Raw genomic sequence first — 17805 nt, forward strand, 5'->3', positions numbered from 1 at the left:
TCAGGTTGTAATAAATATCTTTTGTTTTTGAACTGAAAATAAGTCTCCAAATGATGATTTTAATTAATTTAGTGGACATTTTTTCGATATGTCCACTAATAATAAAATATTGTTACTAATTTTTAATTGCCTATTGATGTTATTACAAGGGCAAAAACCTATTGAAAAATATCAGGTAGAATCTTATAAGAAAATTTCGGGCTTAATTGATGCTTATTCTGAAAATGATGAAAGGGCCTTAGAATTTGTGAGAATGTATATTGAGAAAGCGAAGGAAGAGTGTAATTATAAAGAACTGATCCAGGGGTATGAAGAGGCAATTTATTATAGTAAGGATATTGATGTTAAGCTAATTTATGCAGATAGCGCCATTATAGCAGCTAAAAAATATAATAATCCTGATCAGATTTCTAGGTCTTATCTGGGTAAAGGTATTATTTACTATTATAACAAAAGGCATTATAAACCTGCTCTTGAACAGTATTTACTGGCTTTTAAGTTTTCAAAAGACTCGAAGGATAATTATCTTAAAAACAAAATCATTTATCATTTAGGAATGGTGAAAAGCTATTTAGGATATTATAAAGAGGCAGCTGAACTTTTTGAATTATCTGCCCAATATTTTGAAAAAAATATGGTAAAAAATCTTCATCCGAATCTTAAGCTTAATAATGAATCCGGATATTTTAACAGTATTTACCGCTTAAGCAGTTGTTACAAAAACCTACAGTTATTCCATAAGGAGGATTCTCTCATTCATATTGGTTTGGAAAGGCTGTATAATACCAAACAACTGTCCTTAGAGTATGGCTATTTTCAAAAAGGTAAAGGAATTCAGCTCCTAAGAGAAAATAAATTAGATGAATCATTAAAATATTTAAAGCTTTCTAAAAATATCCTAAGTCATAATCAGGATTATGCATCATTAACTACAGTTTATTTTTATATAGGTAAAGCTTATTGGTTGAATGATAAGAGGGGAGAATCACTACTTTACTTAAATAAGGTTGACTCACTGGTGAATCGATTCTGGGTTATTACCCCTGAAATTAGAGGTGGCTATGAATATTTAATTCATGATGCCAAGCAAAACAGGGACTCTAAAAAACAACTGTATTATACCAATCAATTATTGAAGGCAGATTCCATCATTAATACTGATTTTGCAATGCTTTCATCAAAAATTCATCGTGAATATGATACAGATACTTTACTGAAAGAAAAAAATAGTCTTGAGAGGAAAAAAAATATCAGTGTTATCATACTTTGCCTTTCTATAATTACAGGTTCGATTATACTGTATTTTTTAGTTGTGAGATTTCGGAAGAAGGAGAAAGAACTTAATGCCAGGTATCAGGAATTATCAGAAAGATTCAATAATTATTCAGAGACAACTGATCCGTTTAATAGGTCTTTACAGGTTTCTTTAACTGAAAAAAATGAATATAGCTTTGAAGCCATTGAAGAGGTCAAGTTAAAACTTGAAAATTTTGAAAAGAGTAAGCAATTTCTCCAAGGTAGTCTGACACTACCGATTGTTGCTAAAATGATTGATAGTCATCGAACTCTTTTATCTTATGTTCTCAACGAACACTATAATCTTACTTTTACGATGTATCTGAAAACTTTGCGTATTAGATATGTTACCAATCTTTTGCTTGAAGATCCTAAATACCTTAATTACAGTACAGATGGGTTGACACAGATATGTGGAATGGCCAACCGACAGGTTTTTTCGGAACATTTTATGGAGATCAATGGTATGAGACCTACTGACTTTATAAGGAAAAGAAAAGAAGAATTAAAGAAAATTTAAGATTTATTTTAGCCCGATTTTTACGTCAGAATTTAAAAAAATAACGTATGAATCGACAAAATTTCAGAAAAAAAATTGATGAGCTTTGGAAAAATTTGCAGACATCTGTGGATCAGATTAACAGAGGGGATAATGATATTGTTCTTAAGTCTGAGGAAATACTGATGGAAACGGACACTGCTATTCGAGAGCTAAAGAATCTTCTGAAGCAATACCATTTTTCAGATTGGAGTGATGAGATCCATTTCTTTAAGAACACCAAACCGCAATTTACCGCAATTTATATTTACTATTCCAAAATCCTGGCAATAGAAGCCTCAAAACCTTATGCTGATTCTCATGCATTAAAATTATATTATGAAAACGAGAGATCTAATCTTCTATACTTTTATAATGAGCAAAAAGAATTCATCAGTTATTACCGCCGGAAATCTACTTATTTGGATAAAAAATACTTTGTCCGTTTTAAATTTGACTTTAAATTAAAGCTTAGTCCGGAGTTATACAGCTATGATGAGGAATTTTCTACATCTCATGATCATATTGTTTCTCAGATTCTTGCCAATGACCTTTTAGATTATTATTTGACAAGTAAAATTAATACAGGGCAGAGCGAAGAGAAATCAATCAGTCAAATTAAAAATCTGGAATGGACGGCTCCTAAAGTAGCGCTTATTGAACTATTATATGCACTTCATCAGACCAGGTGTTTTAATGGAGGGCATTCTGATTTAGCGGAGCTTTTCCGTTGGGCAGAGAATTCATTAAATATCAATTTGGGAAATTATCATAAAATTTTAGGTGAAATACGACTGAGAAAAACCGATAGAACTAAATTTTTGCTGCTACTGAGGAATAATTTAGAGCGGTATCTGGATGATATGGACATTTAGATTATTTTATTTTTTAGAGATAATACACATTTCATTGTTTCCTTCTCCTCTTTACTGGTGATGTATAGGATGGAATCTTTCGGTAGTACCGAAAAACTACCGAAAGAAATTCCGCCTGATTCCGAAAATTTGCCTCAATAAATAATTTTTGAAATCATGGCAATATCGATCATCACTAAAGAAGATCTTCAGCAGTTTAAAATAGAACTGCTGGAAGGTATTAAAGAGCTACTTCAGGTAAGAACGACAGAGCAGAAACTATGGGTTCGGACTGCTGAAGTTAAAGAGCTACTTAATATTTCTTCGGGAACACTACAGAATCTCAGGATCAATGGAACCCTTTCTTATACGAAAGTAGTGGGGCTTTTGTATTACAATTACAAAGACATTGAGAAGCTTCTTATGAAATCCAAATAATATCTAAAAAGGCAATCATGAACCAAACTAAAGATATTATCAATTTTTTTGAGCATGTCATTAAGGACAATAGGCTATGTCCTTCCCATATCAGTATATATGTTGCGCTTTTTCAGTTTTGGAGTAAAAGCGGGTTTCAAAATCCTTTTCGTATCTGCCGTTCGGAGGTCATGAAATTAGGTAAGATAAAATCTTTCGGAACTTACCACAGGTGTATCAAAGAACTACATTTGGCAGGATTCATTGTTTATTCTCCCAGTTATGACGCTTATAAAGGAAGTCTTGTTGAGATTATTGATTTTGACGACCCTGAAATTTTTTCAAATACAGCATTATGCGAGCAGGAATTATCGATACAAAAGGAAAATCATTTTTGTATACCTGAATTTTATGAAGTAGAGTTGTATTTTAAAGAACGTGATTTACTTTCCACCCAGGCAAATAAGTTCTATTCTTTTTATAATTCTCGGGATTGGAAATTAAGTGGGGGGAAATTAATGAACAGCTGGCAGGCTGCTGCAAGGAACTGGATTGCTAAAGAGGGAAGATTAGGGAGCTAAAATTCAAAACTTTCAGTAAAATAAAAGAGAATGAAAAAGATAGATCCACAAACACCTATTTGGAAACTGACCGTTGAGGAATTTTTGGAAATAGCTAAAAGTCTTGGTTTAGAGAGTAGATATGAATACGGACTGAAAGGATTGGCAAAGGTTCTTGGATGTTCTGTATCAAAAGCTTCTGAAATAAAATCTTCAGGAATTCTGGATGAAGCTATTATTCAAAAAGGGAAGATTATCATTATTGATAAGCAAAAAGTATTGGAGCTTTTAGCCAGGAAGTAATGATGTATTATTTGGAGCTCATACAAAGGTTTTGGGAATTTGGTCCAAAAGCAAGGCTCAGTACTACTGCTATTGTGATATACCTGTATCTTCTGAAGCTGGCCAGTGATAATAACGGATACAATGTCGCTATTTCCGATGTAATGCTGAGTGAAACGTTAGGTTTAACGAGAAAAACGATAAAACCTGCCAAAGAAGCGCTAAGGAATTTGGGACTAATTCAGTATGAAAGTAGAAAAGGACTTTCCTGTTCTTACAGAATCGTACTAGATTATCCTTTACAAGTTCCCGGTCAAGAAAAAGTTCAACAGGCAGAAAAGAACCTCCAGGCATCAATTGTGGAAAAAAGTGAGAATTCACCTCTGGTAGAGCTATCTGGTATACCTATTCCCGAAACTACAGAGCAAAAAGAGAATACACTCTTATACAATAATGATGCTGAGTCTTTTAAAACAATCAAGGGACCTTCTTTGGAAGAGTTTATGGCGTATGCACATACATTAGATTGTTACGAGGGCTCTATGGATTTAGATATTGAGGAGAAATACGCTTTATGGGCGGGTAATGGCTGGCGAAATAATTTGGGGAAACCCATAACCAACTGGAAATCCTCATTGAAAAATATTTTACCCTATATGAAAAACAAAACTGATAACGGACTGTTTTCCGTAGAGTCAATACCTAATATTAAACACCCAAAGTAACCCTTAAACAGTAAAATTACAAATGTTTATCTATTAAAATTTAAAAAAATAATAAAATGAAATTATCAGATTTAAAACTCGGGCAAAAAGTAAGCGTAAATGGTATTCCCTCTGAGTATCAGGGAATCCGCAAAGTTAAAATTCCAAACTTCGGGAAAGTAGAAAAAAGAGTTTTCAGAGCAGATGAAACAGGAGAGTATATATATTATAATATCATTGATGGAGCAAAAACACTCAAAAGTTTGGGTATTAAATTGTTATAGAACCCCATGCAAATAACGTTCTGCAAAGAAAACAATATTAATGCACATAAATATAGATTATGGCTGTTTTGGAAAAAGATTTGAGGCTTGTCAGGAAGAAATTTGAAGATAAAGGCGAAAAAAATCCCGATAGAATACGCCTTGGAAATCATTTTGTAGACGATTTTATTTTTGAAGACCAGGAGGCTGCTGATATTCCTATTAATGCACTTCGTGTTATTTTTAATATTATTTCTATTATCAGTAGTGAACAGTTCCGGCCTGAAGACCGCCCGAAGCAGCTTTCTCTGTTTGACGAGGAGTTTGAAACTGAAAATAATATTTTTGCATCTATTAAGATCAGGAATAATAAAATATCTCCAAGTGGCTCGACAAAACAAGTTATAGAAGCGTATGAGTTTTTGGCCCGATTTAAGATGGGCTGGTATAAATCACTAAACTCCGGGGGAAGGGAGATTAAAACCTTTGGAGGGCTTATTTCCACACCAAGTTATGATCAGCGTGGATATACAAGCTTTCTGATCAGTAGCTATTGGCTGAAGAAGCTAATGATTATTCCAGAGTATAATTATATCCTTTATAATCTGGTTTATAATATCAGAAACAACAAACATATTATTTTTGCCATCTGGCTTTCAAAGCTTCCTGAAGGAGGGACAATGATGAAACTTTCTTCACTGAATAAAAAGTTTGGACTGAACTATAAAAGTGCTAATGATTTTTGTTTCAAGTTTCTTAAAACTGCAAAAATAAATTTCAACAAATACAATAACCTTTCATTCAACTATCATTATAAAGGGGATTCTATTTTCATTCATCCTTTTTATATCAGAATGATAACTGATAAAGATATACTGGAGAATACACCAGAAAAGTCAAAAATTACAAGAAGGTTATATTATTTCAGAAAAAGATATAGTTTACAGGAGCAAGAAATGCTTCAGTTTACTTACCAATACAAAACGATACCACAAACCCGTAAGCTCATAGAAAAGGCTTTCAGTGAATTCATAAGAATTAACAGGCTGAAAGGGATACAATCTACACATTTTCAGGGAGTGGCTTTTTTGAGCAAAATACAGGAACATATTATACAATTATATGGAGAAACGAAGATGGCGGAAATACTGCCAAACGGTTATCCTGTTATTCTCTGATTTCGGAATTGCACTCATGTAGGTATTGTAAATCCTATAAAAATTGTAGATAAGGTAAAAATAGCAGAAGAAAACAAAATCAGATTCGGAATTGTACTCATCTGGTAAAAGCTGTTTTTTCGGAATTACACTCATTTTTGTTTCGGAATTGTACTCATGGGGTATTCGGAATTGTACTCATTCCGGATTGAAGATGGATGCTTTGTCATAGGACAGTGTGGCTAATCACTAAAAGTATATTAAAAGTAATTAAAAGTCTTTTTTTATTTAAAAGGAAAAGAGACGAGAAAATTTGCATTGAAAAAAAAAATGAACTGTGAAGAAATAAAAAAGAATATCGGAATCAAAAGGGTTTTGGAATCCTTCAATCTGTTTCCGACAAAGGAGAACCTTCGGACAGCTTTCTATTTTGCATTGGATCGGGAAGAAAAAACGCCCAGTCTTTCTGTCGATTTTATGAAAAATAGAGCATTTGACTTTGGAACAGGGAAGAGCTATGATGTAATCTCAATTGTCCAGGCTATCAATAAATGCTCAGTGTCTGATGCCTTAAAATATCTTGAAAGGCTGGATTTTACACAATGTAAAATTGAAGAGAAAGAAAAAGAAACTCAAGGGACAAGGACCTATGAAATCTCTAAAATACAAGAGATTATTCACCCCGCTTTAGTCAGGTATTTGAAAGAGAGAAATGTTTATGAGCAGAGACACTTAGTAAAGGAAATTCATTTTCGGTTAAAATCGAAAAATTATTTTGCAGTCGGTTTTACCAATGATTCCGGAGGGATTGAAATCAGAAATCAGTACTTTAAAATCTGCCTGGGGGATAAAGATGTAACAATGATTAAGAATAACGCCAATGATATTGCTGTATTTGAAGGCTTCTTTGATTTTCTGACTTATATGAATATGAAAAATAAAGACAGTCATCTTTCAGATTATCTTATCTTAAATTCTACAGCAATGCTTTTTAAAATTGAAAAAAAGTTAAGTGAGTATCATAAAATTTCACTTTTCCTTGATAATGATGCTAACGGAAAACAGATCACGGAAAAAATAATAATGAAATATGAAAATGCAGAAGACTGCTCTCTAATTTACAGTGATTTTAAGGATCTTAATGAGTGGTTTTGCCAAAAAGAATATTGAATCATTCATTTAAGAATGCCCAAGTGTATATCAAAAATAAAGCTCCCAAAATTTTTTCGGGAGCTTTTAACTATTTCTTACTTTCTTCAACAGAAATTTTTCTAAAATCCTTTAAAAGTTTACTTAATTCCAAAGCTGCTTTTCTAGCCCTCATTCCGGCTGCCTTATTTCCTTTTTCAGACTGAAGATCTGAATCCGCTTTAAAAGTTTCGAATTCTGCATTGATTTTTTCTAATAGTTCTTTCATAAAAGATCGTTTTTTAAGCCTGCAAATTTAAAATAATAGATTTTATAGGCAAGTATTATTTAAAAATCGTTTACAGAATATCTTTCCCAAAGTAAAAACCCTATTTCAAAATTAATTATAGAAATGGGCGGTATTTATTATTGATTTTCCATATTTCCGTTGATGACACAACGTTGCTCAATTTAAGTTTTGCCTGAGATTCTGGCTTTTTTACTATTGCAAATGTAGTACAGCGTCAGGCACTCAAAAAAATCTTTTTGGGTTTCTACAAAAATTCTTTTCGCTTCACTCCAATAATTTTTCCAGACACTCCTAAATCCTGCGGACAAAAAGATTTCGGAGCCTCCATTTCAATGCTTTCAATTCCGGTTTTGAGTGCCTGATACTATACTATGATCATGGGCAAAGAAAAAAGCCGGAACCTCAGTTAAACCAATCAATTAGATCGCAGACGTTCTTTGACATCAACGGAGAAATAAATAAAAACAAGGATAAATACTGCCTTTTCTATTTAGAATAAAGAATTAGAAAAGCCAAGTTTCCTCGATACCCAATCAATTAACCTAGAAATCTCAACAATTAAAACAAAATATTATGAACACAATTATCGGTAGAATTACCAAAAACGCAGAAATCAACATATTGAAAAACGACAGACAGGTTGTGAACTTTTCAGTAGCCATCAATGACAGCTACAGGACCAAACAGGGAGAGCGCAGGGATCTAACTACCTATTATAGTTGTTCCTACTGGGTAAGTTCAAATGTAGCCAAAATCCTTACTAAAGGGACTTTGGTAGAGTTATCAGGAAGAATAAGCTCAAGTGCATGGATAGGCAAAGACGGAGAAATCCGTTCAGGGCTGAATTTTCATACATCAACAATTAAGCTTCATAGCAGTGGTAAAAATTTTGAAAGTGAGCCGAAACAAAATACAGGGGAGGAAACAATCCATCCTTTTGCAGGCGATACAGATGATGATCTACCATTTTAATGTTTACCTCAATATTAATTAAAAAAAGCATTTATGGAATCACAATATAATTTTCAAATGAAATCCTGTAGTGACCGAAAAGAATGGGAGCAGGTAAAAGTATACCTAGAAATCCATTGTAACAGGACAACAGCGGTACATTATGCAAGAAGCTTATCAAAGAAATTCGACATGGAAATAAGAATGACACAGGGAACTGATCCCTTCAAAAGTAGCGGAACATACATCTATGAAAAATCCTGATTATGAAAACACCATCAAGAACCGAAGCTAATAAGTTAGCAAAGGCATATAGTAATAATAAAGATTACATGGGTATGCCTGTGTATATCATTTATTGTAGCAGGTCAGAAAATTACTATGTAGATACCAACGGTTTAATACGGCTTTGGGAAATTCTCATAGGCTACTATATCAATGGAGTTTTTACTCCTGAAAAATAATCACTCATAATATAAAAAAATAAAGAATGAAACGATCAGATAAACCAACATCATATTTAATGATAAAAGCCAACACCAACAGCGAATGGGACTGTTGTGATTTTGCCATCATTGCTCTTTCTGAGGACTGGAAACAAGAACAACAAAAACGGATTGATAAAATTAAACCCTTTTCTAAAGACTATATGCTTCTTTCGATGATGTACTCAGATGCATCTATTACATTTTATAAAGATGATGATAAGATATGCCCCGATTCCACAGAGTTATTGGAAGGTAGAATATGGTCTTTTGTGAAACTGGACGAAGAAGCACTTACAGAATTATCCATACCTGAAAACAAGCTTACTTCCCATACACTCCACATATTTAAAAGTGGATATGCCTTGTATCAGACTTATGGTAAACACACGGGTGAAGATTTCTGGACAGAAGATTTTCCACTCGAAGAACTTATAAAATACTCTATCACACTTACAAATTAATAAGTTATGCAAACCAATTTTTTCAGACAACTTACAAAATTAAACCTTGTCGGAGATTTACAATTGATACTCCGACAGTCAAGTGAAAACAGTTTTGTCCTTTCTGTAATGCTCAATAATGTGCAGTGCGGTGACGAAGCTAGAAAAGCTATTCCTCCTCTTAATTTAAGGGGAACAGCAGAAGAATTAGACAACGGCTTTTTTGACAGCGTTGCTACACCATTGCAAACAGCATCAGGATTAATGGTAGATATGGAAAATTTTATGAAGCAGTTAGAAGAAGCCAGAAAAAAATCTGCAATGGAAAAAGAAAAGACAGAGCAGGAAAAGAAGGAAAAAGAAGCCAAAGAGAAAAAATATAAGGAAGCTTTACAGAAAGCCGAAGATCTTGAAAAAGAGGGGAAATATAAAGAAGCGTGGTCAGCATTGCCAAAAGCTTCTGAATATCCTAATTACGCAGAAATTATTCGTAAGAAACAGGATGAGTATGAACGGCATTTTGCGCCAAGTCTGTTTCATACAGAAAGTGTGGGAAATACTGAACAACAATCAAATTGTCAACTCTAAAATCAACAATTATGTTATTAGCAACCCAATTACAAAGAATCTTTATCCTCATAGATAACGGACAGGAGATTCGATTAACAGACCCTGAACCTAAATGGAGCGTGGAAGTTGTCATGAACTTTTATGCAAATACCTATCCAATATTAACTACATCAAAGGTATCAGCACCAAAAATCAAAGATGATGCGGTGGAATACCGATTTGAAAGTGTGATGGGGACGAAAGGATAAAAAATCATCATAAGAGGTAATTAGTCCCATTATTGGTGTTAATCACCATTAATCAATAATCAATAACAAAATAAAAATGAATGAAACGAAAAATAATATCGGGAATTATTCTGCCACCCGCAGAAAAAAAGCAAAAACAACTACACCGACAACTTATGGAATTTGTAGAATGGATGAAGTGGGAAAAAGACAGTTCGGAAATAAGGAAAGACAAGCGGAGATCGGTTCCGGTATCGGAACTTCCCATGCTTTTCTGAAAACCTGTTTTATGCCAAAACTAAAAGAAGATAAAATATTTTCTTGGGAAAACAAAGTACATATAACTAAAATAGAAAGGGGGTTTTATAAATCCCTTTCTCTATTAACTAAGCATTACGGTATTAGTCTATTGTCTACACATGATTTTAATTATCCTTATAATATTAGCCTTTGTCTTTGGGATATTCAAAAGCAGTTGAAAAGTAAAGTCCAAAATTGTGAAAGTATCCGTTTGATAGAAAAAGAGGATGAAATTTTTTTTGCGGCTGAGGAGCGTTATAATACAGGAGCAACACTTTATTACATTCCTGTTATACCACTTTACCAGATGCTTAGAAATAAGAATAGAAAGAAAACAGGGCTTCTACTCTTATCAGTTTGCACCTATCTCTATAAAATAGCTGATATTCCATACTATAGACAGGAAGATTCTTATCTCTATTGGATATACGAAATGCTTACAGAGTGGCTTGAACAGGATGAAGAAGTGGATGATAATCATATCAGTAAAAAAGAGCTTCAAAAAGCTGAGATTATTGGGGATATTATGGAACAAAAGATAGCCTGCAAAGAAAATCTACTCTTTTTTGAAAAGCGTTTGAAGCAGTTTAAGCCGAAAGACAATTTTGACAAAGAATGCTTTCTACTGGCTGAAAAAACCTTTAAACTTTACGGAGAATATGCTGAAGCAAGTGTTTTTAGAAATACATACTATAATAATGTGGTAAGACCTGAAGAAGCGGACAACGATGAGTATTATAATGAGGAGAAGGTCATTACAATGGATAAATACATTTCTTTTTTTGCAGAGAGTGATGGGCTTATTTATGACAATCTTATGGATTGTGTTAATAACGAATTTAATGAATACGGGGAAGCGCAGGAACCGATGATTTTTAAAACTTTTGACGGAAGTAATGTCACGGATGAAAATCTTGATTTTGAGAGTAGGTTATTTGGAATTTTAAATGAATTATGCAGACTGCTTAACTAACCTATTATATTGAATAAATAATAAATCACAGAAAAGCTATGAGAAATACTATAAATGAAAACAAGGAAATTGATATTACCCGTAATTTTGGTACGTTATATCATCCTAAATCGGCATTACTGATCTATCAGACAGAAGGACATCATTCCGATATGTATGTAGAGCATTTTGATATTGATAGTAATGGAAATCCTATAAATGCCCACCCCTTAACCGTAAGGGAAGCACAACGACTAGCTAAAACACTTACCATCCATAATAAAAAAGACAAAGATTTTTTAAAACCAAGTGGTATTATTTCTCCAAATGTGCTTTTTATTGATGGTGCTGAAAACGGAAAAGTAATTTGGTACACTAAAGCACAGGAAAGACAAATGTTCTTTACAGAAAGATTGTCTATCCCAAGTGGGGTAGCAAAAGTACCTGCATTATTGTGGTGTGCCAATAAGCAGACAATAAAAATATTTGCACTTAAAACCGACAAACGTCCTACTGAAAAAACAGCACTTTTCCACGCTCCGTTTTTTAATGTGTATGAAACAGGTAGTGTATGCATGGGGTCAGTTGATATTAATATTAAAAATTCTGCCTCGCTGGAAGAGTTTATGAAGAAATGGGAAGAATATTTTTTCAATTCTTATTTCAGCCACCTGATTGGAAGTCATAATCCAGTAAAAGGGAACTGTGTGAATCTGTGGAAAAAGCACATGGAAACAAAAGAAGTTTTTCCGATAGAAGTATTAATCAATTCAAATATAACTTTAAAACATCTAATCTAAATAATAATGAAAGCTATAGAAAAATTAAAAGTCCATTTTACAGATGAAAGCCTTATATACCCTACGAATCCTGTAACGGTAAATCTTATAGGAGCAGGAGGTACAGGTTCAAAAATGCTGACAGCATTAATGGAAATGAACCATTCTTTAATTGAATTGGGGCACGCAGGATTACTAGTGCGGTTGTGGGATGATGATATTATCACCCATGCAAATGAAGGGAGACAGCGTTTTGCACAGTGTGAAGTGGGTTTGCCAAAAGCAGTAGCTCTTATAAATAGGGCAAATCGTTGGTCGGGTACGAATTGGAAGGCAGAAGTCAGAAAGTTTGAGAGAGATTCTTTAGGCAGAATTCAGGAGAATATGCAGTCCTCAATTTATATATCATGTACTGATAATGTAAAATCCCGATTTGAAATAGCAGATATTCTGGATGAATTAAAAGGAAGGAGAAGAATGTACAGAAACAGTCCAAAATATTGGATTGACACAGGTAATAACTTAAATTTAGGTCAGGCATTGCTTGCCACGATTGGTGATATTTCCCAACCTGATTCTGAAAAATACGAAACAGTATCACATCTGCCGTATGTTACACAGGAATTTGAAGAACTATTACGTCAGTCAGAAATAGGGGAGGGTATACCAAGCTGTTCCCTTGCAGAAGCACTAGAGAAGCAGGATTTGTTTATCAACTCAACTCTGGCACAAATGGGTAGTTCCCTGCTTTGGAATTTATTCCGAAATGGGTTAACCGAAAACAGGGGATTTTTCCTAAATCTTAAGAACTTTCATTCCCAACCTATAAAGGTTGCATAATTTCTGCCGTCTGAAAAATATCAGGCGGCAAAAATGCATTTCCTCCCTTTGGTCGGAAACACATTTTTGCGAAAAGCGGAGCAACCATATTATAAAAGCATATCCGTGCTTTGGCTTTCAATGCTTTTTAAAAAAGGTTGCGGGATTGATTTATAATGATTAATTGCAAATTAATAAACTATTCTTTCAATTTGCATGTTTTTGCGAATAGGTTAAAACGTTTCTTAACTCCATTGGATTTTCAATAGAATACAAGTGGGTTACGCCTCCGGTAGTTACAATTAAAGATCCGAAATTTAGCATCTTTCCTAAAAAACTTTGATGTACCCACATTCCTTCAAGTTTATTTAATGAAATATCGGAAAATGTTTTTCCTAATATGCCAGTGGAAAGCGTAAGATAATTGTCCGTAACATAAATTTTTGTGTTTTTATTCCGGATTACTTTAAGGATACCTTTAATAAAAAGAAAGATAAGAAATAAGGAAATGATGCCCATAAATCCGAACATAAATGCGTATCCGAGCAATAGAAAATAGAGAACACCTATAGAACCGATTGCTATAAAGATAATAGGAATAACATAAGAAAACCAATGGATTTTGGCTTCATATTTTATAGGTTCGGAAGATGTTTTGAAATCGGTAAGTAAGTCTTCCATAATCAATTATTTATAATCCCAATTTAGTGAAAAATAGTGAAATTAACTAAAGAAATGTCTGAAATTTAATTAAAAAAATAGGGTGATAAAAAAAGCACTTTCTTGCTTTGGTCGAAAACGCATTTTTTTCGAAAATAGGAGAAACCCCATTGAAAAACAATCAGTACTCTTGCCTTGTGTTTTTAAAAGAGGTTGCGGGTTTATTTTATTTTTTCTTTAGTTCTTTAAAACATTTAAGACAGGCTGGCCTATTAAAATTTGTATTATTTTCTTTTCCACACGAAATACAAAATTTTTCTTTGTAAAAAGGATCTTCATACACTGACCAGATTTTATAGCAGTCCCAGCATAAGGGTTTTTCCAAATCTAATTTTATAGAGGTTCTGCATCTAATACAATATCCTTTACTGTGAATAATTTTATTTTGCTTATCGACATTTTTGGTTTGATATTCCTCTCTTGATTTCCTTTGATCTTTTAAAGCGCTATTTACATACTTTTCATTTGTAAAATCTGATAACTTCCTTTTGTTAACCTGTCCAAATTTTATTAAATCATCAATATAGTTTAATTCTTCTTCTGAGCCCACATAGTTTTTTACAAATATTGATTTCTTTTCATATTTAGGTCTTTTAACAAAAATTGTATAACCTTCCTCTTCAACAATACTAAAGCACTTTTTGACTGCGGATTCGAAAAATGGATTCTGGTTGATGGATATTAGTTTTTTTTCGGAATAGACACCAAATTCAATATTATTTATAAAAGAGTAATCTATTAAATTCATAGACGTTACCACCGACTTATTTTCATTTCCATAATACTTGGCATGTAGTTTAGGTATATAAACTATTGTAATATTGGGAAATTGCATAAAATAATCAAAATCTTCTTTTTTAAAACTTTTACTTACATCATTTTCATTTTTCCCAAAACCTATGATGATATGGACACTGGAATTATTTAAATGCGTTTTGAAAACCTCATTTTTAAAATATGGGTCTAATTGAATAAATGGTGATAGAATTAAGAGATATTTTTCGGAGTTATAGATTATATCATATATTTTTTCACTTAACTCTTTTCCGGTTAAAAAATTCATTTTAATGTTTTTGTGATTTTTAAGATATAAAACATTTTTTAGAGGGCAAATGTTAATATCATGTGGGTATTAAAGGTAATACTTTAATCTTAAATTGCTCTATAAATTTTGAAAATTATAGGGTAGAATCATCTGAGATCGTGAAAAATAAATGTAGTCGAAGTCAAATTTTCTATACCAAACCTGCGTAAAAATCACCCATGTTTTCTTCTGACCTGTGTAAAATTTACTCACCTTATGATAATACCTGTGTAGAATAGTATCGGGTGTATTCTCACAATTTGTTAATATTTAACCTGCGTAAAAATCACCCATGTTTTCTTCTGACCTGCGTAAAATTTACTCACCTTATGATAATACCTGTGTAGAATAGTATCGGGTGTATTCTCACAATTTGTTAATATTTAACCTGCGTAAAAATTACCCATGTTTTCTTTCTACCTGAGTAAAATTTACCCACCTTATTGTAAAACGTGAGTAAAAACAACACAAGTTGTAGATAAAGGTGAGTAGAATAGATACACCCCAATGAAAAACCTGTGTAAAAATGACGCAGGTCTTCTTTTCATGATTCACCATGTTTTTTCTTTCAATAGCAGAAAATCTCATCATATGGTTTAATTTATTGAATTTCATTTGGTTATTTATTTTTTTTTGAGCTGCAAAAAAGTAAATGATTTTCCGGAGCAAGATGTGTCTTTGTATATACAAACTTTTCAAGTTGTATGATCCAAAGACGATCTTGCCTTTTTTGCAAAAAGGAGAAAAAACTTCGGAACTCGTTTTTTTATTTTGAGAAAATCAGGTACAATCTTCCAGAATAGCCCATTACATTCTTTTTTAATCTCCAGATCATCCAGATAAGTCCAGCGTGTTCTTTTTTAGCCCACGCCCCATGAATACTATTGCTTTCAGTGTTTTTATGCCCCAATTTTGCAAAAGAAATTTTAATCAAAATGAAATGAAAACACTGATTTATTTTTCTGTCATTTATTTTGGGGACGACATCAGTCCTTACTTACCAAGAAGCGAAGAGCTATTTTAATTAGATTGAACCTCGACTATTTATTTACCATAGAAAAACTGGAAATGGAGAAAAATGGAAAAGAAGATCTAATTATCATAAGAATCCAAAAATCCAGAAAAGAAAACTGGAAAAGGATCTGCTCAGAAAAGCAAATTTCCCTGACTAGCCTAATTATCCATTCAGTAGAGAACAGGATTCTGAATGATGAAAGGAGAAATGTAATGGCTTTCATTGAAAAACAGGACAATATCTTTATTAAGATAGAAACCAATATCAATCAGGTTGCAAGAATCGTAAATGGACAAAAGTTTATTTCTGAGGGGGAAGTGAAGAATTTCTTGGATAAGCTTTCTGAAATTGAAAAATTGAAGAGAGAGCAGAATATGATTTTTTCCAAAATTTATTCAATGCTTGCAAGATGATTGTGAAGATCATGGAACCTGCGGGATCAGGTTTTCCCGGAGTTCAGTATAATGACAAAAAAGTAGAGAAAGGCTCCGGAGAACTGATGCTGATGAAAAATTTTCCTTGTTTCATTAACGAAAACAGCAGCCAGCAGGATGTTCGTGACTATTTGAAATCTGTTTCAAATAATGAAAGGGTAAAGAAGCCCCAGTTTCATGCTGCTATTTCCACGAAGTTTAGAGAGCATACCAAAGAAGAGCTCACGAAAATTGCGGAAAATTTTATGAATGAGCTGGGATATGGGCAGCAGCCCTATATAGTAGTTTTCCATAATGATACAGAAAATAATCATATACACATTGTTTCAACCCGTGTAGACAAGAAAACAAGTAAGAAAATTAATGACAGCTATGAAAAGCTTAAAGCCCAGAAAGCATTAAGCCTGACAATGGAGAAGCTGTATGGATTAAATACGCAGGAGCAAATAGAAAAATTACTAGGTTACCGATATAGTTCTCTTAAGCAACTGGAACTGCTTTTGGAAAGAAGTGGATTTAAGCTTATTCAAAATAAGAATGATGAGAATGCTCTGGATGTTTTGAAAAATGGAGTTCGGGAGAAAACAATTAAAGCAGGTGAGCTAAATTTTAGTAGTCATAAGCATGATTCCAGAGCGAAGCAGCTTCGGGCGATTCTCTCAAAATACAAAGAATTGTATTCGTGCAAAGTGTTCAAAATTGAAGACAATAGGGTACAAGAGGCTATGTTACCGGAAGAAAAACAAAACGAAAACCGGAAGCCAAAAATTGAATTTGAGAGTGAATTTCAGAAAAAAATAAGAGATGTCTTTGGGATTGATATTGTATTCCATATTTCTGACAAAGAGAGATCAGCTACTGATCTTAAACCTTTCGGATATAGTTTGACTGACCATAAAACAGGAGCGGTGTATAAAGGAAGCGATATTTTGAAAATGAATGAGCTATTTGAATTTACCGCTGAAGTCATTGATAAAAGGCTTTTTGAAGGACTAAAGGATTACAATATAGCTGATGAAGTTTCTAAACAAATCCTAATTGAGTATTTAAAATTCCAAAATCCTGACCATGTGCCAAAAGACTTTATGCTTTTTGAAACTAAGAAAAGGAAGAATAGAGAAGTATTTGGCTCTGTTAGGAGGGAAGTAAAGCAATATGTTAAAACACAAAGTCCGAAAGATGTTCATATTATAAAGTCTGAGGACGGTAAATTTTATGCTGTTCACTCAAAGTTACACTATGTAGGAGAGCTGGAACAGCTGATAGGGGAGAAAGACTATCAAAAGTTTTTAAATCCAAATCTAAACCAGCAGCAGGTCTCAGTAAGTCAAAATGAAAAGCTTACTAAGGAGCTAAGTCAAAGCATTAATGATTTGATTTTTCAATTCAGTAAATCTTCAGGAGGATCTGGAAAAGATCCTGCGGAGGAGGAGCTTAAGAAAAGGCGTAAAAAGAAAAATCGATAGGCCAGCCGGCCGACGTTCGGCTTCCAATAAAAAATAAATCAGCAACAACTA

23 protein-coding genes are annotated in these 17805 nt (G+C 33.2%); 20 read left to right on the forward strand and 3 right to left on the reverse strand.

The features are described from left to right. The first annotated feature begins 136 nt into the window (after positions 1 to 136). From BAZ10_RS07530 to BAZ10_RS07570, 9 genes are all read left to right on the forward strand, one after another. Complete coding sequence (locus BAZ10_RS07530) at positions 137 to 1816, forward strand: helix-turn-helix domain-containing protein (RefSeq protein ID WP_078771538.1); 1680 nt, start codon at positions 137 to 139, stop codon at positions 1814 to 1816. A 47-nt stretch (positions 1817 to 1863) separates the two neighbouring features. After that, positions 1864 to 2709: an RteC domain-containing protein gene (locus BAZ10_RS07535; protein WP_078771539.1), complete on the forward strand. Its 846-nt coding sequence runs from the start codon at positions 1864 to 1866 to the stop codon at positions 2707 to 2709. Positions 2710 to 2865: 156 nt separating this feature from the next. Then, on the forward strand, positions 2866 to 3126 hold the full coding sequence (locus tag BAZ10_RS07540) for a helix-turn-helix domain-containing protein (protein WP_078771540.1): 261 nt from the start codon (positions 2866 to 2868) through the stop codon (positions 3124 to 3126). Between the two features lie 17 nt (positions 3127 to 3143). Next, complete coding sequence (locus BAZ10_RS07545; protein ID WP_078771541.1) at positions 3144 to 3686, forward strand: hypothetical protein; 543 nt, start codon at positions 3144 to 3146, stop codon at positions 3684 to 3686. Between the two features lie 30 nt (positions 3687 to 3716). Further along, positions 3717 to 3968 (forward strand): DUF3853 family protein, encoded by a 252-nt coding sequence (locus BAZ10_RS07550; protein WP_078771542.1) that lies wholly within the window; start codon positions 3717 to 3719, stop codon positions 3966 to 3968. Further along, positions 3968 to 4672 (forward strand): helix-turn-helix domain-containing protein, encoded by a 705-nt coding sequence (locus BAZ10_RS07555; protein WP_078771543.1) that lies wholly within the window; start codon positions 3968 to 3970, stop codon positions 4670 to 4672. Before BAZ10_RS07550 ends, BAZ10_RS07555 begins: the two co-directional genes overlap by 1 nt. 56 nt (positions 4673 to 4728) lie before the next feature. Continuing rightward, on the forward strand, positions 4729 to 4935 hold the full coding sequence (locus tag BAZ10_RS07560) for a hypothetical protein (protein WP_078771544.1): 207 nt from the start codon (positions 4729 to 4731) through the stop codon (positions 4933 to 4935). Between the two features lie 59 nt (positions 4936 to 4994). Continuing rightward, positions 4995 to 6092 (forward strand): hypothetical protein, encoded by a 1098-nt coding sequence (locus tag BAZ10_RS07565; protein WP_078771545.1) that lies wholly within the window; start codon positions 4995 to 4997, stop codon positions 6090 to 6092. Between the two features lie 309 nt (positions 6093 to 6401). Continuing rightward, the gene (locus tag BAZ10_RS07570) at positions 6402 to 7241 is read left to right on the forward strand and encodes a toprim domain-containing protein (RefSeq protein WP_078771546.1); all 840 of its coding nucleotides are present in this window, start codon (positions 6402 to 6404) and stop codon (positions 7239 to 7241) included. Positions 7242 to 7311: 70 nt separating this feature from the next. Here BAZ10_RS07570 and BAZ10_RS07575 read toward each other — a convergent pair whose 3' ends face one another. Then, complete coding sequence (locus BAZ10_RS07575; RefSeq protein WP_024566199.1) at positions 7312 to 7488, reverse strand: histone H1; 177 nt, start codon at positions 7486 to 7488, stop codon at positions 7312 to 7314. A 594-nt stretch (positions 7489 to 8082) separates the two neighbouring features. Here BAZ10_RS07575 and BAZ10_RS07580 point away from each other — a divergent pair. The 9 genes from BAZ10_RS07580 (at position 8083) to BAZ10_RS07620 (ending at position 13056) form a co-directional block, all read left to right on the forward strand. Continuing rightward, positions 8083 to 8481: a single-stranded DNA-binding protein gene (locus tag BAZ10_RS07580; protein WP_078771547.1), complete on the forward strand. Its 399-nt coding sequence runs from the start codon at positions 8083 to 8085 to the stop codon at positions 8479 to 8481. A 33-nt stretch (positions 8482 to 8514) separates the two neighbouring features. Further along, positions 8515 to 8724: a hypothetical protein gene (locus BAZ10_RS07585; RefSeq protein ID WP_078771548.1), complete on the forward strand. Its 210-nt coding sequence runs from the start codon at positions 8515 to 8517 to the stop codon at positions 8722 to 8724. Between the two features lie 2 nt (positions 8725 to 8726). Further along, the gene (locus BAZ10_RS07590) at positions 8727 to 8924 is read left to right on the forward strand and encodes a DNA-binding protein (RefSeq protein WP_078771549.1); all 198 of its coding nucleotides are present in this window, start codon (positions 8727 to 8729) and stop codon (positions 8922 to 8924) included. Positions 8925 to 8950: 26 nt separating this feature from the next. Then, on the forward strand, positions 8951 to 9409 hold the full coding sequence (locus BAZ10_RS07595; protein ID WP_078771550.1) for a hypothetical protein: 459 nt from the start codon (positions 8951 to 8953) through the stop codon (positions 9407 to 9409). Between the two features lie 6 nt (positions 9410 to 9415). Then, positions 9416 to 9976 (forward strand): PRTRC system protein E, encoded by a 561-nt coding sequence (locus tag BAZ10_RS07600; protein WP_078771551.1) that lies wholly within the window; start codon positions 9416 to 9418, stop codon positions 9974 to 9976. Positions 9977 to 9987: 11 nt separating this feature from the next. Next, complete coding sequence (locus BAZ10_RS07605; protein ID WP_078677459.1) at positions 9988 to 10206, forward strand: PRTRC system protein C; 219 nt, start codon at positions 9988 to 9990, stop codon at positions 10204 to 10206. 76 nt (positions 10207 to 10282) lie between these two features. Continuing rightward, a complete protein-coding gene (locus tag BAZ10_RS07610; protein WP_245803771.1) occupies positions 10283 to 11458 on the forward strand; it encodes a hypothetical protein in 1176 nt (391 codons plus the stop codon). 38 nt (positions 11459 to 11496) lie between these two features. Beyond that, a complete protein-coding gene (locus BAZ10_RS07615; RefSeq protein ID WP_078771552.1) occupies positions 11497 to 12237 on the forward strand; it encodes a PRTRC system protein B in 741 nt (246 codons plus the stop codon). A 6-nt stretch (positions 12238 to 12243) separates the two neighbouring features. After that, positions 12244 to 13056, forward strand: a complete 813-nt coding sequence (locus BAZ10_RS07620; RefSeq protein ID WP_078771553.1) for a PRTRC system ThiF family protein — start codon at positions 12244 to 12246, stop codon at positions 13054 to 13056. Positions 13057 to 13242: 186 nt separating this feature from the next. Here the strand turns inward: BAZ10_RS07620 and BAZ10_RS07625 are convergent, their stop codons facing one another. Together BAZ10_RS07625 and BAZ10_RS07630 are read right to left on the reverse strand one after the other, a co-directional pair. Then, complete coding sequence (locus BAZ10_RS07625) at positions 13243 to 13716, reverse strand: PH domain-containing protein (RefSeq protein WP_078771554.1); 474 nt, start codon at positions 13714 to 13716, stop codon at positions 13243 to 13245. A gap of 205 nt (positions 13717 to 13921) precedes the next feature. Then, positions 13922 to 14818 (reverse strand): phospholipase D-like domain-containing protein, encoded by an 897-nt coding sequence (locus tag BAZ10_RS07630; protein WP_185116494.1) that lies wholly within the window; start codon positions 14816 to 14818, stop codon positions 13922 to 13924. Positions 14819 to 15907: 1089 nt separating this feature from the next. Here BAZ10_RS07630 and BAZ10_RS07635 point away from each other — a divergent pair. Together BAZ10_RS07635 and BAZ10_RS07640 are read left to right on the forward strand one after the other, a co-directional pair. Continuing rightward, positions 15908 to 16267, forward strand: coding sequence for a hypothetical protein (locus BAZ10_RS07635; protein ID WP_078771555.1), 360 nt, complete (start codon positions 15908 to 15910; stop codon positions 16265 to 16267). Further along, the gene (locus tag BAZ10_RS07640) at positions 16264 to 17754 is read left to right on the forward strand and encodes a relaxase/mobilization nuclease domain-containing protein (RefSeq protein WP_078771556.1); all 1491 of its coding nucleotides are present in this window, start codon (positions 16264 to 16266) and stop codon (positions 17752 to 17754) included. Before BAZ10_RS07635 ends, BAZ10_RS07640 begins: the two co-directional genes overlap by 4 nt. Positions 17755 to 17805: the final 51 nt, after the last annotated feature.

The sequence above is a fragment of the Elizabethkingia occulta genome (genome assembly GCF_002023715.1).
Classification (GTDB): domain Bacteria; phylum Bacteroidota; class Bacteroidia; order Flavobacteriales; family Weeksellaceae; genus Elizabethkingia; species Elizabethkingia occulta.

What these genes read in the sequence shown, in the direction of transcription:
- BAZ10_RS07530 (WP_078771538.1), top strand. Translation starts at nt 137, where the DNA reads ATGTTATTACAAGGGCAAAAACCTATTGAAAAATATCAGGTAGAATCT.
- BAZ10_RS07535 (WP_078771539.1), top strand. Translation starts at nt 1,864, where the DNA reads ATGAATCGACAAAATTTCAGAAAAAAAATTGATGAGCTTTGGAAAAAT.
- BAZ10_RS07540 (WP_078771540.1), top strand. Translation starts at nt 2,866, where the DNA reads ATGGCAATATCGATCATCACTAAAGAAGATCTTCAGCAGTTTAAAATA.
- BAZ10_RS07545 (WP_078771541.1), top strand. Translation starts at nt 3,144, where the DNA reads ATGAACCAAACTAAAGATATTATCAATTTTTTTGAGCATGTCATTAAG.
- BAZ10_RS07550 (WP_078771542.1), top strand. Translation starts at nt 3,717, where the DNA reads ATGAAAAAGATAGATCCACAAACACCTATTTGGAAACTGACCGTTGAG.
- BAZ10_RS07555 (WP_078771543.1), top strand. Translation starts at nt 3,968, where the DNA reads ATGATGTATTATTTGGAGCTCATACAAAGGTTTTGGGAATTTGGTCCA.
- BAZ10_RS07560 (WP_078771544.1), top strand. Translation starts at nt 4,729, where the DNA reads ATGAAATTATCAGATTTAAAACTCGGGCAAAAAGTAAGCGTAAATGGT.
- BAZ10_RS07565 (WP_078771545.1), top strand. Translation starts at nt 4,995, where the DNA reads ATGGCTGTTTTGGAAAAAGATTTGAGGCTTGTCAGGAAGAAATTTGAA.
- BAZ10_RS07570 (WP_078771546.1), top strand. Translation starts at nt 6,402, where the DNA reads ATGAACTGTGAAGAAATAAAAAAGAATATCGGAATCAAAAGGGTTTTG.
- BAZ10_RS07575 (WP_024566199.1), bottom strand. Translation starts at nt 7,488, where the DNA reads ATGAAAGAACTATTAGAAAAAATCAATGCAGAATTCGAAACTTTTAAA.
- BAZ10_RS07580 (WP_078771547.1), top strand. Translation starts at nt 8,083, where the DNA reads ATGAACACAATTATCGGTAGAATTACCAAAAACGCAGAAATCAACATA.
- BAZ10_RS07585 (WP_078771548.1), top strand. Translation starts at nt 8,515, where the DNA reads ATGGAATCACAATATAATTTTCAAATGAAATCCTGTAGTGACCGAAAA.
- BAZ10_RS07590 (WP_078771549.1), top strand. Translation starts at nt 8,727, where the DNA reads ATGAAAACACCATCAAGAACCGAAGCTAATAAGTTAGCAAAGGCATAT.
- BAZ10_RS07595 (WP_078771550.1), top strand. Translation starts at nt 8,951, where the DNA reads ATGAAACGATCAGATAAACCAACATCATATTTAATGATAAAAGCCAAC.
- BAZ10_RS07600 (WP_078771551.1), top strand. Translation starts at nt 9,416, where the DNA reads ATGCAAACCAATTTTTTCAGACAACTTACAAAATTAAACCTTGTCGGA.
- BAZ10_RS07605 (WP_078677459.1), top strand. Translation starts at nt 9,988, where the DNA reads ATGTTATTAGCAACCCAATTACAAAGAATCTTTATCCTCATAGATAAC.
- BAZ10_RS07610 (WP_245803771.1), top strand. Translation starts at nt 10,283, where the DNA reads ATGAATGAAACGAAAAATAATATCGGGAATTATTCTGCCACCCGCAGA.
- BAZ10_RS07615 (WP_078771552.1), top strand. Translation starts at nt 11,497, where the DNA reads ATGAGAAATACTATAAATGAAAACAAGGAAATTGATATTACCCGTAAT.
- BAZ10_RS07620 (WP_078771553.1), top strand. Translation starts at nt 12,244, where the DNA reads ATGAAAGCTATAGAAAAATTAAAAGTCCATTTTACAGATGAAAGCCTT.
- BAZ10_RS07625 (WP_078771554.1), bottom strand. Translation starts at nt 13,716, where the DNA reads ATGGAAGACTTACTTACCGATTTCAAAACATCTTCCGAACCTATAAAA.
- BAZ10_RS07630 (WP_185116494.1), bottom strand. Translation starts at nt 14,818, where the DNA reads ATGAATTTTTTAACCGGAAAAGAGTTAAGTGAAAAAATATATGATATA.
- BAZ10_RS07635 (WP_078771555.1), top strand. Translation starts at nt 15,908, where the DNA reads ATGGAGAAAAATGGAAAAGAAGATCTAATTATCATAAGAATCCAAAAA.
- BAZ10_RS07640 (WP_078771556.1), top strand. Translation starts at nt 16,264, where the DNA reads ATGATTGTGAAGATCATGGAACCTGCGGGATCAGGTTTTCCCGGAGTT.